The following is a 19,745-nucleotide window of genomic DNA, read 5'->3' as shown; positions in this document are numbered from 1 at the left end:
TGGAAGCGGCGGCCCTATCGATGCCGGCCGTGACCAGAATGGGACGGCCCCGTGATCCAAGCGTGGCACGGTCAACGAAGGGTTAACCCTGCCCCTTAGGGCCGCGTTAACGCCGCGAACCGGCCGCGACCGGGGCGCCGGATAGGCGAGGGTGGGGCAATGTTGTCGCATTCGGCTTGGAACGCGGGACCACCGAGCCAGTTAGGTACGGCCCCGGGGGGGCGAACTTTCCGTTCCAGGACGGACCCTTCAAGACGCCACCCGCGTCCCCACAAGGACATCAGTTTCCAATGAGCATGCAGTCCGGTCGCCGCGTCGGTGTCGCGTTCGTTGGCATGGGTGGCGCCGTCGCCACCACCGCCATCGCCGGCATCGAGATGATCAAATCCGGCTCGAACCGGCTCGACGGGCTGCCGCTCGCCGGCCTCTCCGTGGCCGGCATGGCCGACTACAAGGATCTGGTCTTCGGCGGCTGGGACCTGAACGGCGACGATCTCGCTTCCGCGGCCAGCGGCCACGGCGTGCTCTCGAAGGACGACATCGAGAACGGCGCCCAGGTGCTCAAGGGCATCACCCCCTGGCCGGCGGTGGGCAGCGCCAAGTTCTGCAAGAACATCGACGGCCAGAACCGCATCGTCGCCAAGGACCACCGCGAGGCGGTCTCGGTGATCGCCAACGATCTCCGCCGCTTCCAGAAGGAGAGCAACCTCGACGACGTGGTCGTGGTGAACCTCGCCTCGACGGAGCGCTGGCCCGACCTGAACGATCCGACCCTGAACTCCACGGCCGCCTTCGAGAAGGGCCTGGACTCGAGCGACGAGGCGATCTCGCCCGCGATGCTCTACGCCTACGCGGCGATCAAGAGCGGCATCCCCTACGCCAACTTCACCCCGAGCGTGGCCGCCGACGTCCCCGCGCTCCTGGAACTCGCCAAGGAGCTCAACGTCCCGGTCGCCGGCAAGGACGGCAAGACCGGCCAGACCATGATGAAGACCGTGCTGGCCCCCGCCTTCAAGGCGCGCGCGCTGCACGTCGACGGCTGGTTCTCGACGAACATCCTGGGCAACCGCGACGGCCTCGCCCTGAACGACCCGAACTCGCTCCAGTCGAAGCTCAACACCAAGGGCACGGTGCTCGACTCGATCCTCGGCTACCCGGTCGAGGACCACCTCGTGCACATCCACTATTACCGCCCGCGCGGCGACGACAAGGAGGCCTGGGACAACATCGACGTCACCGGCTTCATGGGCCAGCGGATGCAGATCAAGGTGAATTTCCTCTGCAAGGACTCGATCCTGGCCGCGCCGCTCGTCATCGAGATCGCCCGCGTCCTCGATCTCGCGAGCAAGCGCGGCGACGGCGGCGTGCAGGAGCAGCTCTCGACCTTCTTCAAGGCGCCGATGGTCAAGAACGGCCACGGTCCGGAGCACGCCTTCAACAAGCAGGAGAAGATGCTCCACGACTGGCTGGGCGTGCACTAGGCCACGTCGCGACCGAGGGCGGCTTCCGGAAGGACACGATGCCAAGCGAGACCCGACCGCCCCTCTCCGGCGCCGCCGCGCCGGAGGCGCTGCGCGACCTCCTGGTCGAGATGAACGACCTCAAGCGCGTCCGCTCCGCGGGCCGCCAGGGGTCGATCGCCGAGCGGCTGTTCGCGCAGGGGTGGGGCCTGCTCACCGGCGGCGCCGCGCCCGACGACGTCGCCCTCGACATCACCGCGACCACCCTCGCGGCAACCCGCCTCTGCGACCTCGACGCGGCCTTCCTGACCGCGGCGGGTCTCTCGGACGAGGCCGCCTCCGCGGTGCTGGTGGCGGGCTTCGACGCCGTGACCGAAAACCTCGATCCGGAGCTCCGTGACCGCCTGCGCGCGCGGCTCGCGCCGCGCCCGCCGGGCCGGCCCGGGCCGCTGCCGGGCTTCGTCGCGGCCCTGGCGCAGCAGCCGCGGGCGGGCGTGACCTGCCCCGGCCGCGCCCGCATCCTGCTGGAGCCGCCCGAGAACCACGCCGAGCACTGCCTGATCGTGGCGGTCTACGGGGTCTGCCTCAGCCCGTTCTACCGGGCCGATCCCGGCACCGTGTTCCTGGCCGCGATGGCGCACCACTTCCACAACGCCGCGATGCCGGATGCCGGCTTCACCGGCGAGATGCTGCTCGGCGACCATCTCGGGCCGATCATGGCCACCACCACCGCCTGGGCGCTCGCCGAACTCGCCGAGCCCCTGCGGGCCCAGGTCGAGCGCGCCCGCGCGGTCCTGCCCGACGACGCCACCGCCGAGGGCCGCGCCTTCCACGCGGCGGACTGCATCGACCGCGTCCTGCAGATCGCCCAGCATCTCCGCGGGGCCTCGACCACGATGGGGATGGTGCTCGACGAGTGGGAGCTGGTCCATGCCGGCCCGGTGAAGGGCTTCCACGACCGTGTCCTCACCGACATGCGCATCCCTTGATCGCCGGGCCCGGTCGCCCATCTGCCCGGGCGGCTCCGAGAACCATGATCCCGTTCGAACTCAGATCGCCGGACACCGGCAACCCGTTGAAGGCCGACGGCCCGCACGCCCTGCGCGACGCGGAGACCGGCGCGCGCTGGCCCGTGATCGACGGCATCCCGTACCTGCGGATCAACCGCGCGGCCCTGATCGAGCGGGTGCTCGCCCATCTCGACGCGGGCGAGCCCGACGAGGCGCTCGCCGCGCTGCTCGTCGATCAGGACGATTGGTGGAACGGTCCGCCGGCCGATCCCGCCGGGATCATCCGGCTCATCAAGGAGCGCCGCACCGCGACCCTGCGCGACGCGGTCGAGCTCCTCGGCTGGGGCCGCGTCGGCGACTACTTCCTGCACCGCTGGAGCGACCCGACCTTCCTGGCCGGCCTGTCGCTCCTGGAGGCGCACTGGAACGAGCCCACCTGCGTCTTCGAGTTCGCCTGCGGCATCGGCCACTACCTGCGGGAGCTGCAGCGGCGCGGCTGCAAGGTCGCCGGCGCCGACGTGGTCTTCGCCAAGCTCTGGGTCGCGCGCCACTGGGTGGTGGCCGAGAAGGCGCAGCTCGTCTGTTTCGATGCCGGCTCGCCGCACTGGCCGGTCCCGGGGGCACCGGTCGACCTCGTCGTCTGCAACGACGCCTTCTACTTCCTCGACGACAAGGCGGCGCTGCTGGAAAACCTCCGCCAGAATGCCGGCGACGACGGCTGGCTGGCGCTGAGCCACATCCACAACCGCGACTGCCCGGGCTTCTCGGCCGGCCGCGCGGTGACGGCGGAGGAGATCGCCGAGTTCTTCCCCGACGCCCTGGTCTACGACGACGCGGAACTGACCCGGGCGCTGGTCGCGGCGCGGGCCCCGGGCCCGCAGGAGCCGGCGGCCCTGCGGAGCTGCGAGGCGTTCTCGGTCGTGTGCGGCCCCGGCATGCGCCCGGCGCCCCGCGCCCTGGTCGACGGCCTGACCCTGCCGAAGCCCGGGACCGTGCTGCGGCTCAACCCGCTCTACGCCGCCGAGGGCGACGGCTACGTCATCCGCTGGCCTTCCGAGCGCTACGAGGCGGAGTACGCCCCCCGCGCCACCTACCCGCTCCACTCCCCCGGCCCCGAGCACCTGACCTTCGAGGCCGGCCTCGACGCGCCGGAGACGCAGCGCGTCCGCGTGCGCGAGTTCGTCGACCTGCCGGAGCGGTGGTGATGGACGCCGTCGGCTGGGGCATCGTCGGCTACGGCTGGGTCGCCCGCGACTACATGGAGCCCGGCATCCGCGCCGCCGGACACCGCTTGGTCGCGGTCTGCGATCCGAACCCGGATTGCCGCGTCGCGGCCGAGGCGGCGGGTGCCCGGGGCCACGCCGACCTCGCCGGCCTCATCGCCGAGCCCGCGGTCGAGGCGGTCTACGTGGCGACGCCGAACCACCTCCACCGCGGCGCCGTGGAGGCGCTGGCCGCCGCCGGCAAGGCGGTGCTCTGCGAGAAGCCCGTGGCGGCGACCCTCGCCGACGCCGAGGCGATGGTCCGCGCGGTCGAGTCGCAAAACATCTTCTACGGGACGGCGTTCGACCAGCGCCACCACCCGGCCCACCGGGCGATCCGCGCGCAGGTTGAAGCCGGGCGGCTCGGCACGGTCACGACGGTGCGGATCGTCTACGCCTGCTGGCTCGGGCGCGACTGGTCGGAGGCCGGCCAGCCGAACTGGCGGATCGACGCCGCCCAGGCCGGCGGCGGCGCGCTGATGGACCTCGCCCCGCACGGGCTCGACCTCGTGGACTTCCTGCTCGGCGAGCCGATCATCACCATCGCGGCCCTGACCCAGTCCAAGGCCCAGGATTACGCGGTCGACGACGGCGCCCTGCTGATCGGGCGGACCGCGGGCGGCGCGCTGGCGAGCCTGCACGTCGCCTACAATTGCCCCGACGCGCTGCCCCGCCGCCGCCTGGAGGTGGTCGGCACGAAGGGCCAGCTGGTCGCCGAGAACACGATGGGCCAGACGGCCGGCGGGTCGCTGACCTTCATCGACGGCGCGACCGGGCGGGCAGAGCCGCTCGCCTTCGACGCGGACAGCTCGCCCTTCACCGAGCAGGTGCGCGCCTTCGGCTCGGCCCTGCGCCGGCCGGAGGAGCGGGCGGCGTACTCGGCGTCCCGCGACCTTCACACCATGCGGCTCGTCGCCCGCGCCTACGGGCAGGGGTAGCGGACAGGACATTCGATCACGCGACGAACCATGCATCTCCCACCCACCCCCTCATCCTGAGGTGCCGGAGCGCGGCGGAGCCCTCCTTCGAGGCCCGCTTCGCGGTCACCTCAGGATGAGGGTGTGAGTGGGACGAAGGTGGGAAGGCAGGCGGTTCGAGGAAGACGGGAACACGACGTGAGCAACGCAGACGCCTTCCACGACCAGGACGACCGTGCCCGCCACGAGCGGATCAAGGCGCCGCGCCCCTACCGCTTCGGCGCGAAGCGGCCGATCGAGGGATTGCCCGAGACCCTGCCCGACCCGGTCAGGGCCTATCTCGACGTCCTGCCGGAGGGGCGCGTCGTCGGCTTCCCGCTGGCGCCCCTCGACCGCACCGGCATCCCGGTCTGGTTCGTGGCCCTGTTCCTCGACGACCCGTTCTTCGTGGGCGCGATGCCGTCGGGCATCGGCTACGGCGCCACCGACGACGAGGCGCTGATCGGCGCCGTCGCGGAGATCGCCGAGAACCTGATGCCCTCGCTCGCCGTGCTGCCGCGGGCCAAGGAGCGGGCGAGCTACACCGATCTCGTGCGGGTCTACGGCCAGAAATCCGTCGCCGACCCGCTGACCCTCTGCCTGCCCGCGGGCTCCCCGGTGAACCGCGACACGGTGCTCGAGTGGACGCCGAGCATCCGCCACGCCACCGGCGAGATCGTGCTGATGCCGCTCGACGTCGCCGCCACCGACTATTTCGAGCTGTCGGAGGGCTACAAGCCCTTCACCAACCTCATCACCAACGGCCTCGGCGCCGGGCCCGACGTGCCCTTCGCGCTCGGCCACGGCGTGCTGGAGCTGCTCCAGCGGGACGGCAACGGCCTGCTGTTCCGGGCCCTCGACCAGGGCGTGATGCTCGACCTCGACGGCATCGGCCCGGAGAACGCCGCGATGCTGGCCCGGCTGAAGGAGCTCGGGATCCGGGCGCTCCCGAAATTCGCCACCGACCAGTTCGGGCTGACCAACCTCTACGTCGTCGGCTACGACGCGGATCCGGCGCGCACGCCGGCGCCGATCGCCCTCTCGGCCTGCGGCGAGGCCTGCGATCCGGACCGGGAGCGGGCGCTCCGCAAGGCGCTCCTGGAGTTCCAGGCCGCGCGGGTGCGGAAGACCTTCGGGCACGGCCCCCTCGACATGGCCGCCACGGTGACGCCGCCCGGCTACGTCGACGCGTTCATCCAGAAGGCGCTGCCCAGCCTCGACCTCGAGGAGAGCCGCGCCCTCCAGGCCATGCTCGAATGGATCGAGATGCCGGCGGCCGACCTGCGCGGCGTGCTGGCCGACACGGTCTACTCGGAGCGGAGCACCAAGCGCTTCGCCGAGCTGCCTTCCACCCCGGCCGCCGACGGCCACGCCCGGGGGAAGATCGCCTGCGACCGGCTGCTCGAGGCCGGGTTCGACGTGCTCTACGTCGACTGCACGCCGCCCGGGGGCGGGGTCGGCGTGGTCAAGGCGATCGTGCCGGGGCTCGAGGTCGAGACCATGAGCTACTACCGGATCGGCGAGCGCAACACGAAGAAGCTCCTCGACCGCGACCATCCGCTGATCAAGTTCGGCGCCGAGAGCGAGACCCTGCGGCCGGTGCGCCTCACGCCGGAGGCCCTGGAGCGGTTCGGCGGCCAGCCGCTGTTCGACGTGGCCCTGGCCGAGCGGATCGTCGGGCGGCACTATCCGCTCTACCGCGAGCCGGAATCGCACCACGCCCCGTTCCGGCTCGCCCAGCGAAAGGGGAGGGCGGCGTGACGCTCCGGTTCGCCTACAACACCAACGGCGCGGCCAACCACCGCCTCGACGACGCGCTGCACCTGATCAAGGCGGCGGGCTACGACGGTGTCGCGCTGACCCTCGACATCCACCACCTCGACCCGTTCTCCGAGACCTGGGCGGCCGAGGCCGGCCGGGTGGCGAGCCTGCTGGAGAAGCTGGAACTGACCTGCGTCATCGAGACGGGCGCCCGCTTCCTGCTCGATCCCAATGCCAAGCACGAGCCGACTCTGGTGACGGCCGACGCCGCGGGCCGCGCCCGGCGGGTCGGCTTCCTCAAGCGGGCCGTCGAGATCGGCGCGATGCTCTCCGCCGAGGCGGTCTCGTTCTGGGCCGGCGTGCCGAAGCCCGGCGTCGATCACGGCGAGGCCCGGCGCTGGCTGGAAGAGGGGCTGCACGAGGTCGCGGCCTTCGCCACCGCATCCGGGGTCGTGCCCTGCCTGGAGCCGGAACCCGGCATGCTGATCGAGACCCTCGACGATTACGCGGCCCTCGCCGTGCCGGGGCTGAAGCTCGCCCTCGACACCGGCCACTGCCTCGTGACGGGCGAGCGCGAGCCTGCGGCGGCGGTGCGGGAATTCGCCGACCGGATCGGCACCGTGGCGATCGAGGACATGAAGCGCGGCAGCCACATCCACCTGCCCTTCGGCGAGGGCGACATGGACGTGCCGGGCGTGCTGGAGGCGCTGGAGGAGGTCGGCTTCGGCAAGCTGATCTGCGTCGAGCTGTCCCGCGAGAGCCACCGGGCCGACGTGATGATCCCTCAGGCGCTGGAGTACCTCCGCGGCTGCCGGCGCCCCGGCCCGGTCCTGGCCGGCGAGCAGGAGACGCGGCGGCAATGGCAGTGAGAGCCGAACCGCGGCGAGGCGAGAATCGGGCACGGGAGAGGGAGCGCCTCGGCGCCTCGCCCGGTCAATGCGAAGGTGCGGCGCGATGAGAATCCTCTTCCTCAGCCGCCGCTACTTCCCGGCGATATCGGGCATGAGCGTCTACGCGCAGAACCTGCTGGGCGAGCTGGTCGGTGCTGGCCACGACGTCACGATGATCTCGCAGTACCGGGGCGACGCCTTCGGCACCCGGGTCTACGGGGGCGGCCCGCCGCCGCCGGTGCCGGGTGTGCGGGTGATCGGCCTGGAGCAGCTCGGCGAGCAGACCTCCGGCGATTTCGAGCGCGACATCGCCACGATGGTGGACGCCATCGCCCGAGAGCACGCCGAAAAGCCGTTCGACATCCTGCACGCGCAGTACGGCTACCCGACCGGCTGGGCGGTGCTGCTCGCCGCGCGCGAGCTCGGCGTGCCGAGCGTCGTCTCGATCCAGGGCGGCGACGGCCACTGGGTCGGCTCCTGCTGCGAGACCCACCGGGTCGCCATGTGCGAGGTGCTGGCCCACGCCAACGCGCTGCTGATCGGCGGCGCCTCCTTCGTGGACGAGGTCTGCGGGCGGCTGGGCTCGGACCCCGCCCGCTTCACCATCGTGCCCGGCGCGGTCGACACCGACCGGTTCGCGCAAGGCACACCCGACGGGCTGCCCGCGCCCCATGCCGGCCCGGTGCGGCTGTTCTACCACGGCCGGGTCGACCGCCGGAAAGGCGTGCTCGACTTCATCGAGGCCCTGGCGATCCTGCGCGCGCAGGGCACGCCGTTCGCCGCCACGATCTCGGGGATCGGGCCCGACGTGGACCCGGCCAAGGCGCTCGCCGCGGAGCGCGCCTTCTCCGAGCGCGAGATCGCCTTCACGGGCTACGCCGAGTACGGCTCCGTGCCCGACCTCTACCGCCACGCCGACGTGTTCGTCTCGCCGACCTACGCGGAGGGCTTCTCCAACACGATCCTGGAGGCGCTGGCGGCCGGGCTCGCCACCGTCTCGTGCCACGCGGTCGGCGTCTCGGACTGCCTGCGCGACGGGGAGAACGGGCTGCTGGTCAACCCGGGCGACGTCCCGGCGCTGGCCGCCTCGCTCACCCGGATCATCACGGAGGCCGATCTGCGCCGCCGCATCGCGACGGCCGGCCTGGAGGAGTGCCGGCGGGTCTACTCGTGGCACGCGGTCGGGCGGCAGATCATGGACGTCTACGCCCGGGTGCGCGGCGAGCGGCCGGCCACCGATTTCGCGACGGACCTGCCCGACGATCCGACCTGCCGGTTCCGCGCCGAGCCGCACCTGCTTTGAGAGCGTCCTCGGAACGTCCCATCCAACCCCCTCATCCTGAGGTGCCCGCGTCGGCGGTCCTCGAAGGAGCCCTCCAGAGGGTGCGGCGATCCCCGGAGCCCTCCTGCGAGGCGTCCTCGCCGCAGCTCGGGACGAGGGCGCGGGTTGGACCTGTCGAGGATGAGAGGCGCTGAACCATGCCCACCGCGCTTGCCCTGTCCCCCCACCTCGACGACGCGGCCTTCTCGTGCGGCGGCCTGCTGGCAAGCCTCGCGCGAGACGGCTGGCGGATCGTGATGGCGACCCTGTTCACCGGCAGCGTCGCCGAGCCGAGCGGCTTCGCGCTCGCCTGCCAGCTCGACAAGGGCCTGGGACAGGAGGTCGACTACATGGCCCTGCGCCGGGACGAGGATGTCCGCGCGGCCGCGGCGCTCGGCATCGCGCCGCCCGTGCACCTGCCGTTCCGGGAGGCGCCGCACCGGGGCTACGGCTCGGCGCCGGAGCTGTTCTCCGATACCCGCGCCGACGACGGCATCGCGGCCGACCTCGCGCCGGCGATGGCGGGGCTGATCGCCGCGGAGAGCCCGGACCTCCTCCTCGCCCCCCAGGCGATCGGCGGCCACGTCGATCACGTCCAGGCCGTGCGGGCGCTGCGCAGTCTCGATCTGCCGTCGCCGATCCTGTGGTGGCGCGACTTTCCCTACACGGTGCGCGATGCTGCCCCGAAGGAGCCCCTCGCGGCGCTGTTCTCCGCGCTCGCCGAGCCGGTGATGCGCCTCGCTCCGGATGCGCAGGCCCGGAAGCGCGCCGCCTGCGCGGCCTATGCCAGCCAGATCGGCTTCCAGTTCGGCGGCGCGGCCGGCCTCGACGCGCGCCTCGCCCGGGAGGAGGGTCGCGAGCGCTTCCGCCTGTCGGGCCGCCTCGGCGCGGCCGTGCCCGGCCTCGATGCCGGCTGAGCCGCGGGCGCCGAAATCGCTGGCTGACCCGCAGGCCCTCGCGGCCCGCCGGGCGATGATCGGGGCGCCGCACATCGCGCCGATCCGGGCGCTGGGCGAGCGGATCTCCACCGAGCGCGGCGCGCCGGTCCCGACTCCCGACCCTCTGGACGGCGGCGTCGGCGCGCGGCTGCTGCTCCTCCTCGAGACGCCCGGCCCGGCGGTGCTGCGCACCGGCTTCGTCACGCGCGACAGCGCGAACGGCACCGCCGCGAACCTGTTCCGCTTCCTCGCCGAGGCGGGGATCGTCCGGGCCGACACGCTGATCTGGAACGCGGTCCCCTGGCTGATCCACGCCGAGGGCGCCCTCAACCGGGCGCCGCGCCGCGCCGAGGTCGCGGCCGCCGCGCCCTACCTGGCCCCGCTCCTCGACCTGCTGCCGCGCCTCGCCGTGGCGGTGCTGGCCGGCCGCTTCGCCGGCGAGGCGGCGCCGGCCCTCGCGGCGCTCCGGCCCCACCTGCCGGTGATCCGGGTGCCGCACCCGAGTCCGACCTATGTCTGCACCTCGCCCGAGGTCCCCGCCCGGATCCGGCACGGCCTCGCCGAGGCGGCCGCGATCCTCGATCGGCCGGCCCGTCGAGGATAGAACACCTGTCCGGGCGGCCCCTTCCCTGGCCTTGTGCGCCCGTTCGGCCTACATGCGGGGCAACGGGCCGCGGTCCGGGAGATTCCGGCACGGGCTGACGGCCTTGGGCCGGGCCGCGCAGCCGGAAGGGCGGACGCCGATCGGCATGAATTTTCAGGGACAGCACCGGAGCCCGGCCGAGCCGGTCGAGCCGGTCCATCACGATGCCGAAGCCGGCCCGAAGCGGAAGAGCCGGCGCAGCCGCTATGCCTGGATCGGCACGGCGGCCAGCATCGTGCTGTTCGCGGTCTCCCTCGGCGTCCTGTGGAAGCTCGTCCAGAGCGTCAGCTGGGCCGAGGTGCGCGGCGCGATCGCGGCCGCGACCGCCGAGCAACTCGGCCTCGCCTTCCTGTTCGTCGGCGTCAGCTACCTGTTCCTCACCGGCTACGACGCGCTGGCCCTGCGCCAGCTCAAGATCAAGGTGCCGTACCGGATCACCGCGCTCGCCTCCTTCACGAGCTACGCGGTGAGCTTCACCCTGGGCTTCCCGCTGCTCACCGCCGGGACGATCCGCTACTGGATCTACGCCCGGCAGGGACTGTCCACCGCCAAGATCGCCGCGCTCACCGTCATTGCCGGCTTCACCTTCTGGCTCGGCATGGGCGTGGTGCTGGGCCTCAGCCTGATCATCGAGGCCGGCCAGCTCGCCGGGCTCGCCTTCACGTCGATCCGGATCAACCAGGGGGTTGGGCTCGCGGCGCTCGCCATGGTGCTCGGCTATCTCGCCTGGGTCTCGGCCAAGAAGCGCAGCATCACCGTCAAGCACTGGCGCCTGGAGCTGCCCGGGGCCTCCGTGTCGATCGGCCAGATGATCGTCGGCATCGGCGACGTCTGCGCGGCGGCGGCCGTGCTCTACGTCCTGCTGCCGCAGGAGACGACGCTGGGCTTCACCACCTTCCTGGCGATCTACGTGCTCGCCGCCATGCTGGGCATCGCGTCGAACGCGCCGGGCGGCATCGGCGTGTTCGAGGCCACCGTGCTCCTCGCCCTGTCGAGCCTGCCGCGCAACGAGGTGCTGACCTCGCTGCTCCTGTTCCGGGGCTGCTACTACGTCGTCCCGTTCGTGACCGCCCTGGCGATGCTCGGCCTCTACGAGATCGTGAAGCGCGCGGGCGGCGCCCGCGATCCCGGCCCGCCGGAGGGCACGGCCGGGCCGTCCGGGCGCGCCTGGCACGACGAGCCCGAGTCCCGCTGATCCGTCGGCCTCGCCCGCCATGCCCGGCCGCCTGCGCAGCTCTCCCGCCTGGACCGGCGCCGCGATCGCCGCGGGGCTGCTCGGGCTCGCCGCTGCCCTGGCCGGGCGGCTCGACCTCCCGCTGATCCTGGTCGGCCTTGGGGCCATCTGCCTGGGCGGCTGGCTCGGCGGGCGCGGCCGGGAGGACCCCGTCCCGCGACCGGCCGCCGCCACGCCGCGCCACGCCGTCGCCGAGGCGCTGCTGGCCCACGTGCCGGATCCGGTGATCCTCGTGGACCGGCGCACCCTGGTGCTGGAGGCCAATCCGGCCGCACGGGCGCTCCTGCCCGCCCTGCATCAGGCCCGGCCGCTGTCCTTCGCGCTCCGCGACCCCGAGGTCCTCGACGGGATCGAGGCGGTGCTGAGTTCAGGCCTCCCGCGCCGCGTCGCCCTGTCGACCCGGGTGCCGCTGGAGCGGACCTTCGAGGTCCAGATCGGCGCCCTGCCGATGCCCGACGGGTCCGGTGTCAGCGCGCTCCTGTTCCTGCGCGACCTCACCTCGGCCCGGCGCCTCGAGGCGATGCGCGTCGATTTCGTCGCCAACGCGAGCCACGAGCTGCGCACGCCGCTCGCAACACTGATCGGCTTCATCGAGACCCTGCAGGGCCCGGCCCGCGACGACGCGCGGGCCCGCGAGCGTTTCCTGGAGATCATGCGCGGCCAGGCCCTGCGCATGACGCGGCTGATCGACGACCTGCTGTCGCTGTCGCGGATCGAGCTGCGCGAGCACGTGGCGCCCACCGCGGTGGTCGATCTCGGGGCACTCGCCCGCCAGATGGTCGACGCCCAGGGTCCGCCCGCCGAGGCGCGGGGCGCCACGATCCGCCTGGAGGAGGGCGGCGGCCCCTACCCAGTTCCCGGCGACGCCGACGAGCTCGCCCGGGTGATCGAGAACCTGATCGAGAACGCCGTGAAGTATGGCGGCGGCCGGATCAGCGTCGGTCTCGCCCGCGAGGACGACCCGCGGCTCGGGCGCCGGATCGTCCTGTCGGTGGCCGATGACGGGCCGGGCATCCCGCCCGAGCACATCCCGCGGCTGACGGAGCGCTTCTACCGGGTCGACGTCGCCTCGAGCCGGGCCCGCGGCGGCACCGGCCTGGGGCTCGCCATCGTCAAGCACAGCCTCAACCGCCACCGGGGACGCCTCGCCATCGAGAGCGCGGCGGGGGAGGGGACGACCGTTCGGGTCAGCCTGCCGGAATACGGCGCCGCGCCGCCGCAGCCCGCGGCCGATCAGGCCGGCCCGGCGTAGGGTCCGATCCCGAGCCCGCTTTCGACGCGCCCGACCCAGGCGCGGGTCGCCGGGTACTCTGCCAAGTCGAAGCCGCCCTCGTGGGCCATGCGCGTGTAGGCCACGAGCGCCACGTCGGCGAGGGTCAGGACCTCGCCCGCCATGAAGGCCGAGCGCGCGAGGGTCCGCTCCATCAGCCGCAGGGCGTCGGCGCCGCGCTCGGCGAGCTTCGGGTCGAGATCCTCCGGCGCCCGCCTGAGGTAGTGGAGCTGGTAGCGGCGGACCGCGATGTAGGGCTCGTGGCTGTACTGCTCCCAGAACATCCACTGCAGCATGCGGGCGCGGGGCAGGGGCTCCGCGGGGATCAGCGCGGAGCCCTCCGCGAGGTAGAGGATGATCGCGTTCGATTCCGACAGCACGGCGCCGTCGGGCAGGACGACGACCGGCACCCGTCCTGCGGGGTTCAGGGCCAGGAACTCGGGCCCGCGCGTCCCGCCGCCCGGGACGTCCACGTCGCGCCAGACCGCCCGGATGCCGAGACGGGCCGCGACCCACTTGACCTTGAGGCAGTTCCCGGAGCCCGGGTCGCCGTAGATCGTCAGCGGTTCGCTCATCCGGATCCTCGTCGCGCATGCGGGCGAGGACCTTGGCCGGGCACCGGCGATTCGACAACGGGCCGCGCCTCACCGTGCGTCGGATCCGTCCGGCCTGATGCCCAAGCCCTTGACCTTCCCATCATGGGAAGCCCCATCTGAGCGGGCATGGATGCTTCGAACCGGATCACCGCCATGTCGAAATCCGTCGCCCTGAGCCTCCCCGTCGCGGGCATGTCCTGCGCCTCCTGCGTCGGCCGCGTCGAGCGCGCCCTCGCGGCGCTGCCCGGTGCCCGGAACGTGGCGGTGAACCTCGCCACCAACCGCGCCAGCCTCGTCCTCGACGCGGGCACGAGCCCGGGCGACGTCGCGGCGGCGCTGGCGGAGGCCGGCTACCCCGTCCCCGAGACGCAGAGCCTCCTCGCCCTGGAGGGCATGTCGTGCGCGAGCTGCGTGGCCCGCGTCGAGCGCGCGCTGGCCGCCGTGCCGGGAGTGACCGGGGCCAGCGTCAACCTCGCGGCGGGCCGGGCCGCGATCCGCCATCCCGAGGGCACGGTGCCGATGGACGCGCTGGTGGCGGCCGTGGAGGCGGCCGGCTACGAGGCCCGTCCGGTCGAGGCCGGCCATCCGGTCGACCCGTCGGCCCGCCAGGCCGAGGAGGCCCGCGCCCTGCGCCGCGACCTGATCGTCGCCGCCCTGCTGTCCGCGCCCGTGGTCGTCCTCGACATGGGCGGCCACCTCCTCCCCGCCCTTCACGGGGGCCCGGTGACGGCCCTGGTCCAGGCCGTGCTGGCCACGCTGGTTCTCGCCGGCCCGGGGCGGCGCTTCTTCCTGCGCGGCGTTCCGGGCCTGCTGCGCGGCCATCCCGACATGAACGCCCTGGTCGCCCTCGGGGCCGGGGCCGCCTACCTGTACTCGCTGGTCTCGACCCTGGCGCCCGACCTCCTGCCGGCGGGGGCGGCACATCTCTATTTCGAGGCGAGCGTCCTGATCGTCACGCTGATCCTCCTCGGCCGGACCCTGGAGGCCCGCGCCAAGGGACGCACGGGCCAGGCGATCGCCCGGCTGATGGATCTGGCGCCGAAGACCGCCCGGGTCGTGCGCGACGGCGCGGAGACCGAGGTGCCGCTCGACGCCCTGCGTCTCGGCGACGTCGTCCGCGTGCGTCCGGGCGAGCGGGTGGCGGCCGACGGCGCCGTGATCTCCGGCACCAGCCATATCGACGAGAGCATGGTGACGGGCGAGCCGGCCCCGGTGCGCAAGGGGCCGGGCGACGCGGTGGTCGGCGGGACCCTCAACGGACGCGGCAGCCTCGACCTGCGGGTCGAAGCGGTCGGCGGCGCCACCGTGGTGGCGCAGATCGCCGCCATGGTGGAGCGTGCCCAGGGCGGCAAGCTGCCGATCCAGGCGCTGGTCGACCGCGTCACCGGGCGGTTCGTGCCGGCGGTGATCGGGATCGCCGCGGTGACCTTCCTGGCCTGGCTGGTCCTTGCGCCGGCCCCGGCGCTGGGCCCGGCCCTGGTGAACGCCGTGGCGGTGCTGATCATCGCCTGCCCCTGCGCCATGGGGCTGGCGACGCCGACCGCCATCATGGTCGGGACCGGGCGCGCGGCGGCGCGCGGCGTGCTGTTCCGCGACGGCGCGGCGCTGCAGGGCCTGCGCGACGTGCGGGTCGTGGCTCTCGACAAGACCGGCACCCTGACCGAGGGGCGGCCCCGGCTGACCGAGATCGTCCCGGCCGTGGGCTTCGCGGAGGACGAGGCGCTGGCCCTCGCCGCAGCGCTGGAGAGCCGCTCCGAGCACCCGCTGGCCGGCGCCGTCGTGACGGCCGCCCGCGATCGCGATCTCGCCCTCGCGGAGCCGGACAGCTTCGAGGCGGTGGCGGGTTTCGGCGTCGCCGGCCGGGTGGCGGGCCGGGCCGTGGCCCTCGGCGCGCCGCGCTACCTCGAGCGCCTCCTCGCCGCGAGGCCGGCATGAGCGCGGCGCCGCTGACGATCGGCGAGGCGTCGCGCCGCACCGGCGTCTCGGCCAAGATGATCCGCTGGTACGAGGCGACCGGCCTGCTGCCGCCGGCCACCCGCTCCGAGGCGGGCTACCGCCACTACGGCGAGGCGGACCTGCACACGCTGCGCTTCATCCGCCGCGCCCGCGACCTCGGCTTCAGCGTGGGCGCGATCGCGGATCTGCTGGCGCTCTGGCGCGACCGCGCCCGGCCGAGCGCCGGGGTGAAGGCCATCGCGCAGGATCAGATCGCAGATCTGCGCCGCCGGATCGCCGAGATGGAGGGGATGGCCCGGACTCTGGAGCATCTGGCCGAGGCCTGCTGCGGCGACGAGCGTCCCGAATGCCCGATCCTCGACGATCTCGCGGCGGCGGATCACGGCCCGACGCGGCGGCGCGCGATCCGACCGCTCCCCAGGCGCGGCCGTTGACGGCGGCTCTGGCCCCGGCTTTGCTGGTCCGGCCCACCCGCAAAGGCCACGAGAGCCCCGACCCGATGCCCGTCCTCGAACGGATCCGCCACTTCGCCGACACGATGACGGCGTGGCGGCACGACCTGCACGCCCATCCCGAGCTGCTCTACGACGTCGACCGCACCGCCGGCTTCGTCGCCGAGACGCTGCGGTCCTTCGGCTGCGACGAGGTCGTGACCGGCATCGGCCGCACCGGGGTGGTCGGCGTCATCCGCGGCCGGGGACGCACCTCCAACCGCGCCATCGGCCTGCGCGCCGACATGGACGCCCTGCCGATCCAGGAGGTGCGCGACCTGCCCTACCGCTCCACCGTGCCGGGCAAGATGCACGCCTGCGGCCATGACGGGCACACCGCCATGCTGCTCGGCGCCGCCAAGTATCTCGCCGAGACGCGCGATTTCGACGGGGCGGCCGTGCTGATCTTCCAGCCCGCCGAGGAGGGCGGGGGCGGCGGCGAGGCCATGGTCGAGGACGGCCTGATGGAGCGGTTCGGGGTCGAGTCGGTCTACGGGATGCACAACATTCCCGGCATGGCGGTCGGCACCTTCGCGGTCCGGCCCGGACCGATCATGGCCTCGACCGACCGCTTCACCGTCACCATCGAGGGGCGAGGCGGGCACGCGGCCCTGCCGCAGAACGCCGTCGACAGCGTGCTCGTGTCGAGCCACGTGATCATCGCCCTGCAGAGCATCGTGGCACGCAACCTCGACCCGGTGCAGTCGGCCGTGGTCTCGGTCTGCGCGCTCGAGGCCGGCGAGGCCTTCAACGTCCTGCCGCAGACCGTCACCATGCGGGGCACCATGCGCACGCTGTCCCAGGCCGTACGCAGCCAGATCAAGGCGCGGATCGAGGCCCTCGTGGCCGAGATCGCCGGCGGCTTCGGCGCGCAGGGCCGGGTCGAGTACGGGGCGAGCTATCCGGTGACCGAGAACCATCCCGCCGAGACCGACTTCATGGCCGGCGTCGCGGAGGCGCTGGTGGGTGGGGAGAACGTCGACCGGGCGGTGGCGCCGATGATGACCGCGGAGGACTTCTCCTACATGCTCGGCCGCCGCCCCGGCGCCTACATGTTCATCGGCAACGGCGACAGTGCCTCGCTCCATCACCCGCACTACGATTTCAACGACGCGGCCGCGCCGTACGGGGCTTCCCTGTGGGCGCGCCTGATCGAGACCGGTCTGCCGCGCAGAGCCTGAGCGCGCCGCCCGCTTTCCCGCCGCTCGCCGAGGCCGTCCCGGTCTGGCTGCGGGTGGCGGCCCTGTCCTTCGGCGGCCCGGCCGGGCAGATCGCCGTGATGCACCGCATCCTGGTGGAGGAGCGGCGCTGGATCTCGGAGCGGCGCTTCCTGCACGGGCTCGGATTCTGCACCCTGCTGCCGGGGCCGGAGGCGCAGCAGCTCGCGACCTATATCGGCTGGCTGATGCACGGGCCGGCGGGCGGCCTCGTGGCCGGGGGGCTGTTCGTGCTGCCGGGGCTCCTCGCCCTGATGGCCCTGAGCTGGCTCTACGTGCTCTACGGCCATGTCGACGCGGTCGCCGGGCTGTTCTTCGGCCTGAAGGCGGCGGTGCTCGCCATCGTGCTGCACGCCCTCTGGCGGCTCGGCGGCCGCGCCCTGCGCGACCGGACGGACCGGCTCGTGGCGCTCGCTGCCTTCGTGGCACTCTTCGCCCTGTCCGTGCCGTTCCCGCTGGTGGTGGTCGCCGCCGGCCTGCTCGGCCTCGCTCGCGGCCGGCGCCCGGCCGAGGAGCGCGCGGCGGATCCGGCGGAGGAGGCGGACGTCCTGATCGGCGAGGCGGCGCTGCCGCGGGAGCGCGTCGGCGCCGCGTCCTCCCTGCGGACGGCGGCGCTCTGGCTCGCGGTCTGGCTCCTGCCGGTGGCGGCGCTGCTGGTCCTGCCCGGCGTGCCGCCGGTCTTCGGGCGGGTGGCGCTGTTCTTCTCCAAGATGGCGCTCGTGACCTTCGGGGGCGCCTACGCGGCGCTCGCCTACGTGGCCCAGCAGGCGGTGGAGCATTTCGGCTGGCTGAAGCCCGGCGAGATGCTCGACGGGCTCGGGCTCGCCGAGACTACGCCCGGCCCGCTGATCATGGTGCTCCAGTTCGTGGGCTTCCTGGCGGGGTTCCGGGCGCCCGGCGCCCTGCCGCCGCTCCTCGCCGGGACGCTCGCCGGGCTGCTGACGACCTGGGTCACCTTCGTGCCCTGCTTCCTGTGGATCTTCGCCGGCGCTCCGCTGATCGGGCGCCTGCGCGGCAGCCGGCGGCTCGCGGGGGCGCTCTCGGCGATCACCGCCGCGGTGGCGGGGGTGATCCTCAACCTCGCGGTCTGGTTCGGGCTGCGGACGCTGTTCGCCCGGGTCGAGACCGTGCCGCTCGGGCCACTCAGGCTCGACCTGCCGGTGCCGGGCAGCCTCGATGCGGCCGCCCTGCTGCTGACCCTGGCGGCGATCTTCGCGGTCTTCCGGTTCTGGCTCGGGACGCTCCAGACCCTGGCGCTGTGCGCCGGGGCCGGGATCCTGCTGCGGCAGGCGGGCTGGGCCTGATCAGGCCCCGTAGCGCGCCTTGAGCAGCGCGTAGGTCAGCCGCGCGGTCTGAACCTCGCCGCCCTCCGGTCGCCCGGGCTTGGTGGAGGGGTTCCAGCCGTAGAGGTCGAAATGGCCGTGCGCCCTCGTGTTCGGAGCAAAGCGGCGCAGGAACAGGGCCGCGGTGATCGCGCCCGCGAACGGGCCGCCGGAGACGTTGTTGAGGTCGGCGACCTTGGAGTCGAGCAGGCTCGCGTAGGGCGCGTGCAGCGGCATGCGCCAGACCGGGTCGATCGCCGTCCGGCCGGCCCGCGCCACCGCCTCGGCCAGGGCGTCGTCCTCCGTGAAGAAGGCCGGGAGATCCGGCCCGAGCGCCACCCGGGCCGCGCCGGTCAGCGTCGAGAAGTCGAGGATCAGGTCGGGCGCGTCGGCGTCCGCGAGGGCGAGCGCGTCGGCGAGGATCAGCCGGCCCTCCGCGTCGGTGTTGCCGATCTCGACGCTGAGCCCGGCCCGGCTCGCCAGCACGTCGCCGGGGCGGAAGGCGTTGCCCGACACGGCGTTCTCCACCGCGGGGATCAGCAGGCGCAGGCGCAGGCGCAGGCCCGCGCCCATCACCATGTCGGCGGCGGCCAGCGCCGCGGCGGCGCCGCCCATGTCCTTCTTCATCAGCAGCATCGCGGCCGACGGCTTGAGGTCGAGGCCGCCTGTGTCGAAGGCGACGCCCTTGCCGACCAGGGTCACGCGCGGCGCGTCCGCCGGACCCCAGGTCAGGTCGATCAGTCGCGGCGCCCGGGGCGAGGCGGCGCCGACCGCGTGGATCAGCGGGTACTCCCGGGCGAGCGCCTCGCCCTGCGTGACGGTGACGGAGGCGCCGTGACGGTCGCCGAGCGCCCGGGCGGCCGCCTCGATCTCGGCGGGTCCGAGATCGTTGGCCGGCGTGTTCACGAGATCGCGGCCCATCGCCACCGCGGCGGCGATCCGCTCCGCCTCGGCCGCGTCGATGCCGGCCGGCGCCGCGAGCCGGGCCTTGATCCCGGCGCCGGACCGGTAGCGGCCGAAGCGGTAGCTCCCCATCAGCCAGGAGAGCGCCGCCTCGGCGGGCTCGGGCGCATTATCCAGGCGGTAGACGCCCTCCGGCAGCAGCCCCGGCAGCTTGCCGGCGAGAAGTCGGTCGTAGGCCGCGGCCTCCGGATCGCCGAGACCGAACAGGACCCGCGCGAGGCTGCCCTCCGGGCCGGGCAGGAGCGCGAGGCTGCCCGCCTTCGGCTGGAAGCCGACGGCCCTGGCGAAACTCCGCTGGGCGGGTTCCAGGCCGGATTCGACCTCCGCCCAGCCGCCGGTCGTCACCAGCGTCACCGGTACGGCCTGCGTGTCGCCGGGCAGGAGCCCGCGGGTCGTCGCCGGAATCTCGGCCTGGGTCATGTGCCTCTCGCATGCCGCCCGGACCGGCGGCTTAA

General features: G+C 73.4%; 17 protein-coding genes. 15 read left to right on the top strand and 2 right to left on the bottom strand.

What is annotated here, in order from left to right:
* The first annotated feature begins 290 nt into the window (after window positions 1-290).
* From MOTC310_RS15985 to MOTC310_RS15935, 11 genes are all read left to right on the top strand, one after another.
* Entirely contained in the window at window positions 291-1,481 is a 1,191-nt protein-coding gene (locus MOTC310_RS15985; RefSeq protein ID WP_331293747.1) for an inositol-3-phosphate synthase, read from the top strand.
* Between the two features lie 38 nt (window positions 1,482-1,519).
* Complete coding sequence (locus MOTC310_RS15980) at window positions 1,520-2,449, top strand: hypothetical protein (RefSeq protein ID WP_331302472.1); 930 nt, start codon at window positions 1,520-1,522, stop codon at window positions 2,447-2,449.
* 44 nt (window positions 2,450-2,493) lie between these two features.
* On the top strand, window positions 2,494-3,675 hold the full coding sequence (locus MOTC310_RS15975) for a class I SAM-dependent methyltransferase (RefSeq protein ID WP_331302471.1): 1,182 nt from the start codon (window positions 2,494-2,496) through the stop codon (window positions 3,673-3,675).
* Window positions 3,675-4,670, top strand: coding sequence for a Gfo/Idh/MocA family protein (locus MOTC310_RS15970; RefSeq protein WP_331302470.1), 996 nt, complete (start codon window positions 3,675-3,677; stop codon window positions 4,668-4,670). Before MOTC310_RS15975 ends, MOTC310_RS15970 begins: the two co-directional genes overlap by 1 nt.
* Before the next feature lie 177 nt (window positions 4,671-4,847).
* Window positions 4,848-6,449, top strand: coding sequence for a YcaO-like family protein (locus tag MOTC310_RS15965; RefSeq protein WP_331302469.1), 1,602 nt, complete (start codon window positions 4,848-4,850; stop codon window positions 6,447-6,449).
* Window positions 6,446-7,318, top strand: coding sequence for a sugar phosphate isomerase/epimerase family protein (locus tag MOTC310_RS15960; protein WP_331293739.1), 873 nt, complete (start codon window positions 6,446-6,448; stop codon window positions 7,316-7,318). The genes MOTC310_RS15965 and MOTC310_RS15960 overlap by 4 nt, the downstream gene beginning before the upstream one ends.
* An 85-nt stretch (window positions 7,319-7,403) precedes the next feature.
* On the top strand, window positions 7,404-8,642 hold the full coding sequence (locus tag MOTC310_RS15955) for a glycosyltransferase family 4 protein (protein ID WP_331302468.1): 1,239 nt from the start codon (window positions 7,404-7,406) through the stop codon (window positions 8,640-8,642).
* A gap of 176 nt (window positions 8,643-8,818) precedes the next feature.
* Window positions 8,819-9,577, top strand: a complete 759-nt coding sequence (locus tag MOTC310_RS15950; RefSeq protein WP_331302467.1) for a PIG-L deacetylase family protein — start codon at window positions 8,819-8,821, stop codon at window positions 9,575-9,577.
* Entirely contained in the window at window positions 9,567-10,202 is a 636-nt protein-coding gene (locus MOTC310_RS15945) for a uracil-DNA glycosylase (RefSeq protein WP_331302466.1), read from the top strand. Before MOTC310_RS15950 ends, MOTC310_RS15945 begins: the two co-directional genes overlap by 11 nt.
* A gap of 145 nt (window positions 10,203-10,347) precedes the next feature.
* Complete coding sequence (locus MOTC310_RS15940) at window positions 10,348-11,436, top strand: lysylphosphatidylglycerol synthase domain-containing protein (protein WP_331293734.1); 1,089 nt, start codon at window positions 10,348-10,350, stop codon at window positions 11,434-11,436.
* 19 nt (window positions 11,437-11,455) lie between these two features.
* On the top strand, window positions 11,456-12,727 hold the full coding sequence (locus MOTC310_RS15935; RefSeq protein WP_331302465.1) for an ATP-binding protein: 1,272 nt from the start codon (window positions 11,456-11,458) through the stop codon (window positions 12,725-12,727).
* On the opposite strand, the gene MOTC310_RS15930 is transcribed toward MOTC310_RS15935, so the two are convergent.
* Window positions 12,709-13,320: a glutathione S-transferase family protein gene (locus MOTC310_RS15930; protein ID WP_331302464.1), complete on the bottom strand. Its 612-nt coding sequence runs from the start codon at window positions 13,318-13,320 to the stop codon at window positions 12,709-12,711. The genes MOTC310_RS15935 and MOTC310_RS15930 overlap by 19 nt on opposite strands.
* A 174-nt stretch (window positions 13,321-13,494) precedes the next feature.
* Here MOTC310_RS15930 and MOTC310_RS15925 point away from each other — a divergent pair, with 174 nt between their 5' ends.
* The 4 genes from MOTC310_RS15925 to chrA all read left to right on the top strand — a co-directional run bounded on the left by MOTC310_RS15925 (window position 13,495) and on the right by chrA (window position 18,309).
* On the top strand, window positions 13,495-15,276 hold the full coding sequence (locus tag MOTC310_RS15925) for a heavy metal translocating P-type ATPase (RefSeq protein ID WP_419539919.1): 1,782 nt from the start codon (window positions 13,495-13,497) through the stop codon (window positions 15,274-15,276).
* Window positions 15,273-15,731: a Cu(I)-responsive transcriptional regulator gene (gene cueR, locus MOTC310_RS15920; protein WP_331302463.1), complete on the top strand. Its 459-nt coding sequence runs from the start codon at window positions 15,273-15,275 to the stop codon at window positions 15,729-15,731. The genes MOTC310_RS15925 and cueR overlap by 4 nt, the downstream gene beginning before the upstream one ends.
* A gap of 65 nt (window positions 15,732-15,796) precedes the next feature.
* The gene (locus MOTC310_RS15915; RefSeq protein ID WP_331293800.1) at window positions 15,797-16,969 is read left to right on the top strand and encodes a M20 aminoacylase family protein; all 1,173 of its coding nucleotides are present in this window, start codon (window positions 15,797-15,799) and stop codon (window positions 16,967-16,969) included.
* On the top strand, window positions 16,927-18,309 hold the full coding sequence (gene chrA / locus MOTC310_RS15910) for a chromate efflux transporter (RefSeq protein WP_419539913.1): 1,383 nt from the start codon (window positions 16,927-16,929) through the stop codon (window positions 18,307-18,309). The genes MOTC310_RS15915 and chrA overlap by 43 nt, the downstream gene beginning before the upstream one ends.
* On the opposite strand, the gene MOTC310_RS15905 is transcribed toward chrA, so the two are convergent.
* On the bottom strand, window positions 18,310-19,710 hold the full coding sequence (locus MOTC310_RS15905) for a leucyl aminopeptidase family protein (protein ID WP_331302462.1): 1,401 nt from the start codon (window positions 19,708-19,710) through the stop codon (window positions 18,310-18,312).
* Between the last annotated feature and the right edge of the window lie 35 nt (window positions 19,711-19,745).

This window comes from Methylobacterium oryzae, from assembly GCF_036441375.1.
Classification (GTDB): Bacteria; Pseudomonadota; Alphaproteobacteria; order Rhizobiales; family Beijerinckiaceae; genus Methylobacterium; species Methylobacterium oryzae_A.
This window is presented reverse-complemented; position numbering and strand designations above follow the sequence as displayed.

Coding starts and splice junctions, on each gene's coding strand:
- MOTC310_RS15915 (WP_331293800.1), top strand. CDS start 15,797: ATGCCCGTCCTCGAACGGATCCGCCACTTCGCCGACACGATGACGGCG.
- MOTC310_RS15945 (WP_331302466.1), top strand. CDS start 9,567: ATGCCGGCTGAGCCGCGGGCGCCGAAATCGCTGGCTGACCCGCAGGCC.
- MOTC310_RS15930 (WP_331302464.1), bottom strand. CDS start 13,320: ATGAGCGAACCGCTGACGATCTACGGCGACCCGGGCTCCGGGAACTGC.
- MOTC310_RS15905 (WP_331302462.1), bottom strand. CDS start 19,710: ATGACCCAGGCCGAGATTCCGGCGACGACCCGCGGGCTCCTGCCCGGC.
- MOTC310_RS15975 (WP_331302471.1), top strand. CDS start 2,494: ATGATCCCGTTCGAACTCAGATCGCCGGACACCGGCAACCCGTTGAAG.
- MOTC310_RS15950 (WP_331302467.1), top strand. CDS start 8,819: ATGCCCACCGCGCTTGCCCTGTCCCCCCACCTCGACGACGCGGCCTTC.
- MOTC310_RS15985 (WP_331293747.1), top strand. CDS start 291: ATGAGCATGCAGTCCGGTCGCCGCGTCGGTGTCGCGTTCGTTGGCATG.
- MOTC310_RS15925 (WP_419539919.1), top strand. CDS start 13,495: ATGTCGAAATCCGTCGCCCTGAGCCTCCCCGTCGCGGGCATGTCCTGC.
- MOTC310_RS15980 (WP_331302472.1), top strand. CDS start 1,520: ATGCCAAGCGAGACCCGACCGCCCCTCTCCGGCGCCGCCGCGCCGGAG.
- MOTC310_RS15955 (WP_331302468.1), top strand. CDS start 7,404: ATGAGAATCCTCTTCCTCAGCCGCCGCTACTTCCCGGCGATATCGGGC.
- MOTC310_RS15940 (WP_331293734.1), top strand. CDS start 10,348: ATGAATTTTCAGGGACAGCACCGGAGCCCGGCCGAGCCGGTCGAGCCG.
- MOTC310_RS15970 (WP_331302470.1), top strand. CDS start 3,675: ATGGACGCCGTCGGCTGGGGCATCGTCGGCTACGGCTGGGTCGCCCGC.
- cueR (WP_331302463.1), top strand. CDS start 15,273: ATGAGCGCGGCGCCGCTGACGATCGGCGAGGCGTCGCGCCGCACCGGC.
- MOTC310_RS15935 (WP_331302465.1), top strand. CDS start 11,456: ATGCCCGGCCGCCTGCGCAGCTCTCCCGCCTGGACCGGCGCCGCGATC.